Source organism: Enterobacter sp. CCUG 70166, from assembly GCF_020224095.1.
GTDB lineage: Bacteria > Pseudomonadota > Gammaproteobacteria > Enterobacterales > Enterobacteriaceae > Enterobacter > Enterobacter intestinihominis.
On sequence record NZ_NRIQ01000009.1, the window covers coordinates 1 to 12,765 of the forward strand.

General features: G+C 56.9%; 12 protein-coding genes and 1 pseudogene. 5 read left to right on the top strand and 8 right to left on the bottom strand.

The window, feature by feature from the left end; all coding sequences use genetic code 11:
* Window positions 1-111: 111 nt before the first annotated feature.
* Complete coding sequence (locus CKK19_RS04735) at window positions 112-1,344, bottom strand: MFS transporter (protein ID WP_022647557.1); 1,233 nt, start codon at window positions 1,342-1,344, stop codon at window positions 112-114.
* Window positions 1,345-1,511: 167 nt separating this feature from the next.
* Between CKK19_RS04735 and CKK19_RS04740 the strand changes: the two genes are divergently transcribed.
* From CKK19_RS04740 to deoR, 3 genes are all read left to right on the top strand, one after another.
* Entirely contained in the window at window positions 1,512-2,240 is a 729-nt protein-coding gene (locus tag CKK19_RS04740; RefSeq protein ID WP_063854223.1) for a phosphatase PAP2 family protein, read from the top strand.
* A 7-nt stretch (window positions 2,241-2,247) separates the two neighbouring features.
* Window positions 2,248-2,856, top strand: coding sequence for an undecaprenyl-diphosphate phosphatase (gene ybjG, locus CKK19_RS04745; protein ID WP_063854222.1), 609 nt, complete (start codon window positions 2,248-2,250; stop codon window positions 2,854-2,856).
* A gap of 67 nt (window positions 2,857-2,923) precedes the next feature.
* Window positions 2,924-3,682: a DNA-binding transcriptional repressor DeoR gene (gene deoR / locus CKK19_RS04750; protein WP_022647554.1), complete on the top strand. Its 759-nt coding sequence runs from the start codon at window positions 2,924-2,926 to the stop codon at window positions 3,680-3,682.
* A gap of 86 nt (window positions 3,683-3,768) precedes the next feature.
* Here deoR and dacC read toward each other — a convergent pair whose 3' ends face one another.
* A complete protein-coding gene (gene dacC, locus CKK19_RS04755) occupies window positions 3,769-4,974 on the bottom strand; it encodes a serine-type D-Ala-D-Ala carboxypeptidase (RefSeq protein WP_063854224.1) in 1,206 nt (401 codons plus the stop codon).
* A 243-nt stretch (window positions 4,975-5,217) separates the two neighbouring features.
* Here dacC and CKK19_RS04760 point away from each other — a divergent pair, with 243 nt between their 5' ends.
* The gene (locus CKK19_RS04760; RefSeq protein WP_046618554.1) at window positions 5,218-5,844 is read left to right on the top strand and encodes a glutathione S-transferase family protein; all 627 of its coding nucleotides are present in this window, start codon (window positions 5,218-5,220) and stop codon (window positions 5,842-5,844) included.
* Here CKK19_RS04760 and CKK19_RS04765 read toward each other — a convergent pair whose 3' ends face one another.
* Window positions 5,845-6,963: a PQQ-dependent sugar dehydrogenase gene (locus CKK19_RS04765; RefSeq protein WP_063854221.1), complete on the bottom strand. Its 1,119-nt coding sequence runs from the start codon at window positions 6,961-6,963 to the stop codon at window positions 5,845-5,847.
* Between the two features lie 106 nt (window positions 6,964-7,069).
* Window positions 7,070-7,453: a biofilm formation regulator BssR gene (gene bssR / locus CKK19_RS04770; protein WP_063149500.1), complete on the bottom strand. Its 384-nt coding sequence runs from the start codon at window positions 7,451-7,453 to the stop codon at window positions 7,070-7,072.
* Between the two features lie 217 nt (window positions 7,454-7,670).
* Between bssR and rimO the strand changes: the two genes are divergently transcribed.
* A complete protein-coding gene (rimO, locus tag CKK19_RS04775; protein ID WP_023299671.1) occupies window positions 7,671-8,996 on the top strand; it encodes a 30S ribosomal protein S12 methylthiotransferase RimO in 1,326 nt (441 codons plus the stop codon).
* A 119-nt stretch (window positions 8,997-9,115) separates the two neighbouring features.
* Here rimO and gsiD read toward each other — a convergent pair whose 3' ends face one another.
* The 4 genes and pseudogenes from gsiD to CKK19_RS04795 form a co-directional block, all read right to left on the bottom strand.
* A complete protein-coding gene (gsiD, locus tag CKK19_RS04780; RefSeq protein ID WP_032624585.1) occupies window positions 9,116-10,027 on the bottom strand; it encodes a glutathione ABC transporter permease GsiD in 912 nt (303 codons plus the stop codon).
* Window position 10,028: 1 nt separating this feature from the next.
* Window positions 10,029-10,949: a glutathione ABC transporter permease GsiC gene (gsiC, locus tag CKK19_RS04785; protein ID WP_006809475.1), complete on the bottom strand. Its 921-nt coding sequence runs from the start codon at window positions 10,947-10,949 to the stop codon at window positions 10,029-10,031.
* Between the two features lie 5 nt (window positions 10,950-10,954).
* A complete protein-coding gene (gene gsiB, locus CKK19_RS04790) occupies window positions 10,955-12,493 on the bottom strand; it encodes a glutathione ABC transporter substrate-binding protein GsiB (RefSeq protein ID WP_063854220.1) in 1,539 nt (512 codons plus the stop codon).
* 23 nt (window positions 12,494-12,516) lie between these two features.
* A pseudogene (locus CKK19_RS04795) lies at window positions 12,517-12,765 on the bottom strand (glutathione ABC transporter ATP-binding protein GsiA); the annotation flags it as partial.

The following is a 12,765-nucleotide window of genomic DNA, read 5'->3' on the forward strand; positions in this document are numbered from 1 at the left end:
CCGCCGTATGTTCCCCTCACCCTAACCCTCTCCCCGGAGGGGCGAGGGGATTGCTCAGTGCTCGCATTAATTCGTGGGGAACCCTCAGCCCACAGGGAGAGGAAATAAGGATTACGGTTGCAGTGCGCTTCCGACGCGTTTGTCCTTCAGGAACACCACCATCAGCCCTACCCACAGCACACCGTTTGCGAGGTTGAACAGGCTGAACAGCCCGTTACCGCCGAAAGCATAGGCATGTTTGCTCACCTCAATACCGACAGTGAAAATCAGCATTTGCAGCATCCCCATCGCGGCAGACACCGTGCCTTTACTCATTTCACTGGCGAACAGCGTCAGGCGCACCAGGCCAGCATTCGCCACGCCGATACCAAACGCGTAAACACTCAGCCCCGCCGTCATCCACAGGTACGCATGAGACGAGGCTACGGTCGCCACCGCCGCGATAATCAGCCCTGCCGCTATGGGCCAGCCGCCCAAAATAATCAGCGAACGCACGGTACGGCGTGACGTCAGACGCGCCAGCACCAGGTTACCGATAATCAGCGCGCCAAAAATCGGCACCTGTAACAGGCCATACTCATAGCTGCTAAGCTGTTCGCCGCTGATGATAATGACCGGCGACTGGGCAATCCACGCCAGCAGCGGCAGGCTGACAAAGCCCGTCGCCAATGCGCCCGCGACAAAACGGCCATTTTTCAGCACCGCCTTATAATCCCGCCCCAGCTCTTTAAGCGAGAGCTTTTCGCCCAGGCGGGTGGCGGTTTCCGGCATCGCACGGTGCAGGCCAAAGAAAGAGATAGCCGCAAGCGCGGCAAAGAGGACGAACATCCCCTCCCACGGCGCGACGTGAACCCATGCGGCTCCCACCAGCGGTCCAAGAAGCGGTGCAATCAGCGCCACGTTTGCCATCAGCGCGGTAATTTTGATACACACCGCCTCCTCAAACGACTCCTGAATAGCGGCATAGCCCACGGCGCCAATAAAGCACAGGCTCACGCCCTGAAGGAAACGCAGCAGCGTGAACTGCTCAATACTCTGCGCCAGCAGCGTGGCGAGACAGGTGACGATAAACCACACTACGCCCGTCAGCATCACCGGACGGCGGCCAATACGATCCGACAGCGGCCCTAACAGCCACTGTAAAAACATGCCGCCCGCCAGATAGGCGGTCATGGATGTCGGCACCCACTCAATACCTGCGTTGTACTGCTCAACCACAGCCAGCATGCCGGGCTGGATCATGTCGTTGCCGATATAGGTAGAGAATTCGTAAAGCACCAGACACAGAGGAAAAAGTAACGCCTGACGACCCAGACGATTACCGGAAGAAGAACGGTTTATCATGCAATCTCTTTAGTATGAAAAAATCGCGATGAGTGTAATGAATTGCCGCTGTCTGAGATAGCAAATTAACGTGAAAAAACAGAAATAACGCACTTATCGTTGTTGTTTAAGGTTTCCTTAAGTTGCCCTCCCTATGATAGTGCTATTTCACGTTATTGACCGAAACTATGACACACGCCGTCAGCCCTTCAGAATTATCTAAGTTACCGACAAATAAGACAAAACGTCTTTACCGTTTGCCTGCCCGCTTTTATGGTTATCAACTTTTCGTGCTTATTGCCCTTGCGGTGCTTTTTACCTGGCTTTCGCGCGATGAATCGCTTGACCGATGGATAACCGGTTTCTGGTATGACGCAGCGGCGCATCATTTTCCGCTACAGCAAAACCCGTTGCTGGATCTGCTGAACCATCGGCTGGCGAAATATGTGACCATTGTTATCGCTGCCGCATCGCTGATTTACGGCGCTTACAAACGCAATGCCCGACTGGTAACGGCCGCGCTTCTGATGGGGCTGGGTGCGCTGGTAGTAGGGGTGCTGAAAAGCATAAGCCACCACAGCTGTCCGTGGGATCTGGTGGAATATGGCGGCAGGTCCGTTTCGTATCCCCTGTTCAGCGCCGTTCCGGCAGACAGCGGACCGGGACGCTGCTTTCCCGGCGGCCACGCCTCCAGCGGGTTTATGGTGATGGGGCTGTTTTTTGCCTTCTGGCGTGAACGTCCGCGCCTGGCATGGTCCTTTGTCGCGTCAGGCATTGTTATGGGGCTGGTGATGGGCTTCGGGCAGGTCATGCGCGGCGCGCATTTTTTCTCTCACAACCTGTGGGCCGGGTGGTGGGTCTGGTTTTCCCAGGTGCTGGTTTACGGGCTGGTTTCCGCCCGGTTTGCTAAAGAGTAACGAGATTATGTTAGAAAATCTGAACTACGAACTGTTTTACCTGCTCAACGCCACGCCGTCGTCACCGGAATGGATGATCGATCTCGCCACCTTCATTGCGAAAGATCTGATTAGCATTGTACCGGCGCTGGCGGTGATCCTCTGGTTATGGGGACCTCGTACACAGGTCACCGCCCAGCGCCATCTGGTGATCAAAATGGCGATGGCAATTGGCGTGAGCGTGCTGGCAAGCTACGTGCTGGGTCACGCCTTCCCGCACGATCGTCCGTTTGTCGATCGCGTCGGCTACAACTTCCTGCACCATGCGCCGGATGACTCGTTCCCGAGCGATCACGGTACGGTGATCTTCACCTTTGCGCTGGCCTTCCTGTTCTGGCATCGCCTGTGGTCCGGCGTAGTGCTGATGGGCGTGGCAGTCGCCATCGCCTGGTCCCGCGTCTACCTGGGGGTGCACTGGCCGCTGGATATGGTCGGCGGTTTCCTGGTGGGGCTGATGGGCTGCGTCAGCGCAGCCATCCTGTGGAGCCTCTTTGGCCCGGCGTTTTATCGTGCATTATCACAGGCCTATCGCGTTCTGTTTGCCCTTCCGATCCGCAAAGGCTGGATACGTGACTAACCCCGGTCCGTCAGGTTACACTTGAGCCCCCGCCCTGCGGGGGCTCACTTTTTTAGCCCGAGGATCTATGGAAACACGTCGCGATGACCGCATTGCTCAGCTGCTTCAGGCGCTGAAGCGCAGCGATAAGCTGCATCTTAAGGAAGCCGCTTCCCTGCTTGGCGTGTCTGAAATGACCATTCGTCGCGATCTGAACAGCGACAGCGCCCCCGTTGTGCTGCTTGGCGGGTATATTGTTCTGGAGCCGCGTAGCGCCAGCCATTATCTGTTAAGCGATCAAAAAACACGCCTGGTGGAAGAGAAGCGCAAAGCCGCGCGGCTCGCCGCCTCGCTGGTGCAGCCGCATCAAACGCTGTTTTTTGACTGCGGTACGACAACCCCGTGGATCATCGAGGCCATCGACAGCACCGTTCCCTTTACCGCCGTCTGTTATTCGCTAAATACCTTCCTGGCTTTGCAGGAGAAACCAGCATGCCGGGTGATTTTGTGTGGCGGCGAGTTTCATGCCAGCAACGCCATCTTCAAGCCGCTGAATATTCAGGACACGCTGAGCAATGTATGCCCTGATATCGCCTTTTACTCTGCGGCGGGCGTGAATGTGAAACAGGGGGCAACCTGTTTTAATCTTGAAGAGTTACCGGTGAAACAGTGGGCGCTCAACGCCGCGCAGCAGCATGTGCTGGTGGTTGATCACAGTAAATTTGGCAAGGTCCGTCCGGCAAGGATGGGAGAACTGTCGCGCTTTGACGCCATCGTCAGTGATTGCCGCCCGGATGACGAGCTGGTGGCATACGCGAAAGCGCAGCAGGTGAAGTTGATGTATTGAGGTTATGCCGGGTGGCACTGCGCTTACCCGGCCTACGTTCGAGCCGTTGTAGGCCGGGTAAGACGAAGCCGCCACCCGGCAAAAACTTAGCTGAACCAGCTGCCAAACCAGCCGTGGAATTTCATTAACACAAAGTCCCACATCCGGCTGAAGAAGCCGCCCTCTTCCACCGCTTCCATTACCACCAGCGGACGCTGCTCAATAGATTTGCCGTTAAGCTGGAAATCTATCGTCCCGACCACCTGACCTTTTTTCAGCGGTGCGGTGAGCTGTGGCTCGGTCAGGGTATAGCTGGCTTTCAGGTTTTTCAGCTGACCGCGTGGAATGGTGACGGAACCCGCTTCACCCGCTCCCAGGTTCACTTCACTTTTATCACCAAACCAGACGCGCTGACTCACGAAGGTAGCGTCCGGCTTAATCGGCGTGACGGTTTCAAAGAAGCGGAAACCCCAGGTCAGCAGTTTTTCGGATTCGTTAAAACGAATACGGTCGGTTTTCGTTCCCAGCACCACTGAGATCAGGCGCATATCGCCCTGCGTCGCAGAAGCCACCAGGTTGTATCCGGCCCCGGCAGTTGTACCGGTTTTCATGCCGTCCACGTTAACGTTACTGCTCCACAGCAGACGGTTACGGTTAGGCTGGCGGATATTGTTGAAGGTAAACTCTTTCTCTTTATGGATAGCGTACTCATCCGGCACGTCATGGATCAGCGCTTTGCCCAGCAGCGCCATATCGCGCGCGGTACTGAACTGACCCGGCGCATCCAGGCCGTGAACAGTTTTAAAAGTGGTATTGGTCAGACCCAGTTTTTTCGCGTAGCCATTCATCAGCCCAATAAATGAGTCCTGACTGCCCGCGACGTAATCGGCCAGCGCAATACAGGCATCATTTCCCGACTGAATAATAACCCCTTTATTCAGATCGGACACGGAGACCTGGTCGCCAGGCTTCAGGAACATCACGGACGAGCCGCGCAGCGCCGGGTTACCGGTCGCCCAGGCATCTTTCCCGACGGTGACCATGTCATTCAGCTTGATCTTGCTCGCTTTCAACGCCTGGCCGACCACATAGCTGGTCATAATTTTCGTCAGGCTCGCCGGGTCGAGTTTTTCGTCGGCGTTACCTTCCGCCAGCACTTTCCCGCTGGCGTAATCCATCAGGATCCAGGCGCGCGCATCAACAGGCGGCGCTTCGGGCGCTGTCTGTTCCGCCGCATGGAGCGTTGGGGCAAAAAGGAAAAGCAGCGCCGAGCCTGCCGCCAGGCTGCGCAGAGAGGAAGTTTTTTGCGTCATAAATGCCACCCGAGTGTCCATTCTAAAAATCACGTCACAATCACCGTGTCGCAAGAAGCGATGAGTAATAGCGCACTACAGCCTTCAAAGAAACCTGTTCCAGGTAAAGTTTTTAAAGTTTATGCAATAACATTCAGATACGCTTTGATTGCGGTGTTTTTTTTAGCATCTGTTGCGTAATTGTTAGGTTTATCTCACCATGGCGAAAAGCTGACTCGGATTCACATCTCATCGGGAGTAAATATGATTACGCTGTGGGGCAGGAACAATTCGACCAACGTGAAAAAAGTGCTCTGGACGCTGGAAGAGCTGGATTTACCGTTTAAGCAGGTTATGGCGGGCCTGGAGTTTGGCGTGAATAAAGACGCGGACTACCTGGCGATGAACCCAAACGGACTGGTGCCGCTACTGCGCGATGACGAGACAGACGCCACGCTGTGGGAGTCTAACACCATCGTGCGATACCTCGCCGCGCAGTACGGCCAGGGTCGGCTGTGGGTAGAAAATCCAGCCCAGCGCGCGCAGGGCGAAAAATGGATGGACTGGGCAAACCAGACGCTTTCCCCAACGCACCGCGTGATCCTGATGGGGCTTATCCGTACGCCGGAAGCCGATCGTGATTATCCCGCCATTCATGCCGCCCAGGACGCGTGCGAGTCGCTGTTTGCGATGATGAACGACGAACTGGCGAAGCATACCTGGTTCTCCGGCGACACGTTCGGCGTGGGCGATATCGCCGTCGCCCCTTTCGTCTGGAACCTCACTAACATGGGTCTCAGCTGGACCCCGCGCCCTCACCTTCAGCGCTGGATCCAGCAGCTCAGCGAGCGCCCGGCGTATCGCAACGTGGTGATGATCCCGGTGACCTGATTACGACCCGGACGGGCTGACTTTCCAAAGCTGCCCGTCCGTCTCGTCGGTCAGCACGTACAGATAACCATCCGGCCCGACGCGCACATCGCGAATTCGCTGATCTTTATCCCCAAGAATGCGCCCGTCCTCCGTCACGGTATTGCCCTTCACGCTCAGCACGATGACGTCTTTCTCCTTCAGCGCGCCGATAAACAGCTTGTTTTTCCACTGCGGGAAGACGTCGCTGTTGTAGAACGCCATGCCGCTGACGGCGGGCGACACTTTCCAGACAAACAGCGGTTTTTCAGTGCCCTCAACGTGCTCGCCTTTCGCTTCCGGGATTTTCAGGCCGCTGTAGTTGATCCCGTGCGTGGCCATCGGCCAGCCGTAGTTTTTGCCTTTTTCAGGAATGTTGATCTCATCCCCGCCGCGAGGGCCGTGTTCATTAAGCCACAGCGCGTCGCTCCACGGGTTCATCGCCATCCCCTGCGGGTTGCGAATGCCGTAAGACCAGATTTCAGGCCGTGCACCGGCGGTGTTCACAAACGGGTTATCCGGCGGCACTTTCCCGTCCTCCGTCAGGCGCACCACCTTACCCTGAAGCTTATCCAGATCCTGCGCCGTCGGGCGCTGGTTGTTTTCACCTAAGCCAATAAAGAGATGGCCTTTGCCGTCGAACACCAGCCGTCCGCCAAAGTGGTTGCCAGTAGAGAGCTTCGGCATCTGTCGGAACACCACCTGGAAGCCCTCAATGCGCGAGAGGTCATCGCTCAACCGCCCGTAGCCCACCGCGCTACCCGCTTTTCCATCATCACCCGCCTCGGCGAAGCTGAGCCAGATCCGCCGTGATTGTTCAAAATCCGGGGCCAGCACCACGTCCAGCAATCCGCCCTGGCCGCTCGCCCAGACCTTCGGCACGCCGACAATCGGATCGGAGAGCCCTTTCCCTGCCTGCCAGTGCTTAAGCTGCCCGTCTTTTAGCGTGATCAGCAGCCCTTTATTATCAGGCAGAAACGCCAGCGACCAGGGGTGATCCAGTTTTGTCTGTAGCACGTCGACCTTAACCGTCTCGGGCGCCGCAAGCAGCGAAAGCGGGAATAACAGTACAGGGAGGAAAAGCAGCGAGGATCGAGGCATAACGCACTCCTTTATCGGCATATGGCTTAAAGATTAGCCACTGTTCCCGGGTGCGTTAACACTTTTACAAAAGCTTAATCAAAAGGGGGAGTTGCCTCCCCCAGGTTCAGTGTCGGGCAAGCGTTTCCGGCTTGTTCAGACACATGATGCAAAGCGCGAGCGTGGTCAGGCAGTTTTCAAGCTTCTCCGCGTTAACGGCAATAAAATTCGGGCAGTCGTGACGTCCGTTCATCAAACAGACCCCGGCGATGGAAAGCACCTCGGCGGCGCGGCGCAGCGCCACTAATTCGTTCTCAGCGCAGTGCGCTTTCAGGATGGGTGCTTTTTCACGCATGAAATTGCAAAGTTCAAAGAAATTATCACGCAGATTTTCGCTTTCGCTGACTGACATATACCCTTTCGCCTTGCGGAGTTGCAGATATGCAGCCAGGTCGATTCGGGCGTTGATCAGCTTGTTAAGCAGATCGCGTTTCAGTCTGTCAACGGACATGCTATTTCCTCCTCTGTCAGCCATGTTACCCTATTAATAATAAGGTCATTTTTTGTACAATGTGATGCCTGAGATCAATAAACGATAACTGATTAACATTCTTTACAATGTTACAACGATTGCCCGCCTCAACTGCGCCATCAAGAGTGTATAAATCCCCCGCGATACGCTGTAAAATCCCGCCCTGATAACTCCATAATTGATGAATTTTTAACCTATGAGCAATGTTACGCACCCGCCGAAAATCGGCTTTGTCTCCCTGGGCTGCCCGAAGAACCTGGTGGATTCCGAACGCATCCTGACTGAACTTCGCACTGAAGGCTATGACGTGGTGCCAAGCTACGACAACGCCGACATGGTGATCGTCAACACCTGTGGGTTCATCGACAGCGCGGTCCAGGAGTCACTGGAAGCCATTGGTGAAGCCCTGACGGAAAATGGCAAAGTGATTGTCACCGGCTGCCTGGGCGCGAAGGTGGATCAGATCCGCGAAGTGCATCCGAAGGTACTGGAGATCACCGGCCCGCACAGCTACGAGCAGGTGCTGGAACATGTTCATCACTACGTACCAAAGCCAAAGCACAACCCGTTCCTGAGCCTGGTGCCGGAACAGGGCGTGAAGCTGACGCCGCGCCACTATGCTTACCTGAAAATTTCCGAAGGCTGCAACCATCGCTGCACCTTCTGCATCATCCCGTCGATGCGTGGCGATTTGGTGAGCCGTCCGATTGGCGAGGTGCTGGCAGAAGCCAAACGCCTGGCCGACGCGGGCGTGAAGGAGTTACTGGTCATCTCCCAGGACACCTCCGCCTACGGCGTGGACGTCAAACACCGCTCCGGCTTCCATAACGGCGAGCCGGTAAAAACCAGCATGGTTGGCCTGTGCGAGCAGCTTGCTAAGCTCGGGATCTGGACGCGTCTGCACTACGTCTACCCTTACCCGCACGTTGACGACGTGATTCCGCTGATGGCGGAAGGCAAAATACTGCCGTATCTGGATATCCCGTTACAGCACGCCAGCCCGCGCATTCTGAAGCTGATGAAGCGTCCTGGATCCGTTGACCGCCAGCTGGCGCGCATCAAGCAGTGGCGCGAGATCTGCCCTGAACTGACCCTGCGCTCCACCTTCATCGTTGGCTTCCCGGGTGAAACCGAAGAAGATTTCCAGATGCTGCTCGACTTCCTGAAAGAAGCGCGTCTGGATCGCGTGGGCTGCTTCAAGTACAGCCCGGTTGAAGGCGCAACGGCCAACGAGTTGGCGGACCAGGTACCGGAAGAGGTCAAAGAGGAACGCTGGAACCGCTTTATGCAGCTGCAACAGCAGATCTCTGCTGAACGCTTGCAGGAGAAAGTGGGCCGCGAAATTCTGGTCATTATCGACGAAGTGGACGAAGAAGGCGCGATTGGCCGCAGCATGGCGGATGCGCCTGAAATCGACGGCGCGGTGTACCTGAACGGGGAAACCAACGTCAAGCCGGGCGATATTATTCGCGTGAAGGTTGAAAACGCCGACGAGTATGATTTGTGGGGCAGCCGGGTTTAATCTTTAACCCCTCACCCCGGCCCTCTCCCCAAAGGGGCGAGGGGGAACAGACCGCACCGAGCAGTCCCCTCTCCCCTCAGGGGAGAGGGTTAGGGTGAGGGGTAAGTTCCTGCAAAAACCTACCCCTTAATCCTCGGATCCAGCGCGTCGCGCAGCCCATCCCCCAGCAGGTTAAACGCCAGCACGGTCAGGAAAATCGCCAGGCTCGGGAAGATCGCCACGTGCGGGGCGATCACCATATCCGCCCGCGCCTCGTTCAGCATCGCGCCCCACTCCGGCGTCGGCGGCTGTGCGCCTAACCCCAGAAACGACAGGCTGGCCGCCGAGATAATCGACACGCCTATGCGCATGGTGAAATAGACCACGATAGACGAGACCGTTCCCGGCAGAATATGGCTGAACAGGATAGTGGCATCGCCGGCTCCCATGCTGCGGGCCGACTCGATAAAGGTCTGCTGCTTCAGCACCAGCGTGTTGCCACGTACCAGGCGCGCGAAAGCGGGAATCGTGAATACCGCCACGGCGATGATGACGTTCGCCATGCCGCTGCCCATCACCGCCACCACGGCAATCGCCAGCAGAATACCGGGAAAGGCAAACAGCACGTCGCAGATACGCATGATGATGCGGTCCCACCAGCCTTCATAGTACCCGGCCACCAGCCCAAGCACGGTGCCAATTGCTGCGCCCATCAGCACAGCAAAGACCCCGGCCGCCAGCGAGATCTGCGCCCCTACCAGCACGCGGCTGAAAATATCGCGCCCGAGCGAGTCCACGCCAAACCAGTGCATCATCGACGGTCCATCGTTCAGCCGGTCGTAATCGAAGTAATTTTCCGCATCAAACGGGGCTATCCAGGGGGCGATAATCGCCACCAGGATCAGCAGTAACACAAACAACCCGGCGACCATAGCGACGGGCTGACGGCGGAATCGACGCCAGAACTCAACCCACGGGGTGCGAATATGGTCCGGCCTGATCCCCGGCATAGCGTTTAAAATGGCCTGGCGACGCCAGTTCAGTAATCGCATCTTACTTATACCTGATGGCCGGGTTAATGGCGGCGTACAGCACGTCCACCACGAGATTGATAAGAATAAATTCTAGCGAGAAAAGTAGGACTTCCGCCTGAATCACCGGGTAGTCACGCATATCGACCGAGTCGACCAGCAGACGCCCCAGCCCCGGCCAGTTGAAGACCTTCTCAACCACGATAGAGCCGCCCAGCAGGAAGCCGAACTGTAGCCCCATCATCGTGACCACCGGGATCATCGCATTACGAAAACCATGCTTCAGAATGACCCATTTCTCACTCACCCCTTTTGCCCGCGCGGTGCGAATGTAATCTTCGCTCAGCACGTCGACAAAGGAGGCGCGGGTGAAACGGGCCATCACTGCCGCAACGGCTGCGCCAAGCGTCATAGAGGGCAGAATGTAGTGCTTCCAGGTGTCGGCCCCGACGGTGGGCAACCAGCCCAGCTCGACGGAGAAAATCTGCATCAGCAGCATACCCAGCGCAAACGCCGGGAAAGAGATACCGGTGACCGCCAGCGCCATACCGAGCTTATCCGGCCAGCGGTTGCGCCAGACGGCGGCGACAATCCCCGCGCCCAGGCCAAACACAACCGCCCAGCTCATACTGGCAATCGTTAACCAGAAGGTGGGCATAAAGCGGCTGGCAATCTCCTCCGACACCGGACGACGCGACACCATCGAGATGCCGAAATCGCCCTGAAGGACATTGCCAATGTAGCGCAGAAATTGCCGATACAGCGGCTGGTCAAGACCGAGCTGTTTACGTACCAGTTCGATAACCGTCGCATCCGCTTCCGGTCCGGCAATCAAACGCGCCGGATCGCCGGGCAGCATGTGGACAAACAAAAACACCAGCACGGCCACAATCAGCAGCGTCGGGATAAGCCCCAGCAGGCGTTTACACACATAATTCAGCATGAGTTTTATTTTAGATCCGCGTCATCAAAGCTAAAGCCCGTATCCGGCATGATGTAAAAACCGGTCAGCGCTTTATTGTGGGCTGAGACCAGTTTTTCCACCACCAGCGGCACCCACGGCGACTCTTTCCAGATAATGTCCTGCGCCTCTTTGTACAGGCGCGCTTTCTCTTCCGGTTTGGTGGTTTTCAGGGCATCGGCCAGATCCTTATCCACCTGCGGATTACTGTAGAACGCGGTATTGAACAGCGTTGGCGGCCAGTTCTGGGAAGCAAACAGCGGCGACAGGGACCAGTCCGCTTCACCGGTTGAAGCCGTCCAGCCGGTGTAGAACATCCGCACGCCGCTCTCTTTCTGTCCTTTGCCTTCCACTTCCGCCGCGCGCTGTCCGGCATCCATCGCCGTGACCCTGGCTTTAATGCCCACCTGCGCCAGCTGCTGCTGGGTAAATTGCAGCACCTTCTGCGCGGTACTGTGGTTATGCGACGACCACAGCGTGGTGCTAAAGCCGTTCGGATAGCCCGCCTCTTTCAGCAGTTCCCGCGCTTTCGCCGGATCGTACGGCCACGGCTGATAGCTCTGCGCGTACTCAATGGTTGGCGGCATCACGCCCGTCGCCGGGGTGGCGTAGCCGGCAAAGGCCACCTTCACCAGTGCCTGGCGGTTAATGGCGTAGTTGATGGCTTCGCGCACCTTCGGGTTATCAAACGGTTTTTGCGTGACGTTCATGCTGATGTAGCGCTGCATAATCGACGGGCTGGCCACCAGCTCCAGCTTGCTGTTTTTCGCCAGCAGCGCTGCCTGTTCGTAGGGGATGGGGAAGGCAAACTGCGCTTCGCCGGTTTGCAGCATCGCGGCACGGGTATTGTTGTCCACGACCGGCCGCCAGGTGAGGGTATCCAGCTTCGGCAGCCCCGGCTGCCAGTATCCGGCGAATTTCTTTACCTTCACATAATCGGTCTGGTTCCAGGTAAGCAGTTCGTACGGTCCGGTCCCCACCGGGTGGAAGCCAATCTCTTTGCCGTATTTCTTTAACGCCGCAGGGGAAATCATCACCGTCGCGGGATGCGCCAGGATATTGATAAACGCCGAGAACGGCTCTTTGAGGGTGATCTTCACCTTCGCCGGATCAACCACCTCGGTTTGGGCGATATTTTTATACAGGTTGTAGCGCTTAAGACCGTTTTCCGGATTGCTGGCTCGGTCCAGGTTGACCTTAACCGCCTCGGCGTTGAAGTCGGTGCCGTCCTGGAACTTCACGCCGGTACGGAGCTTAACGGTATAGACCAGCCCGTCGTCCGACACGGTATAGCCTTCCGCCAGCACGTTTTTCAGCTTCATCTCGCGGTCCAGGCCGAACAGCCCCTGGTAGAAGGATTTTGCCACCGCCTGAGAAAGGGTGTCGTTAGCATCATACGGATCCAGCGTCGTGAAGTTAGACCCCACAGCCACCACCACGTCTTTCGCCGCGAATGCGGGGGCGGCGGCCAGCGCAGCCGTCACGCTCGCGGCAAGCAGCCATTGACGAGCAACAAAAGGAACCATTGTGTTCTCCTGCCTGTTGTAAGTTATAACCGCGAGAATGCATTGCCCTGACGCGGGGGTGCGACAAAATGACCGGGACCGACTTCACGCAGCGCCACGCGCTCCAGAGTTTCGCCCCGTTTACGAATATTGCTCGGCATTTCGTCCTGCAACAGCACGCGCTGGGCGTGACGATGCTCAGGATCGGCAACCGGTACGGCGGCCATCAGCTTGCGGGTGTACGGATGCTGCGGGTTTTCAAATACCGCCCGACTGAAGTGAACCCCATATAT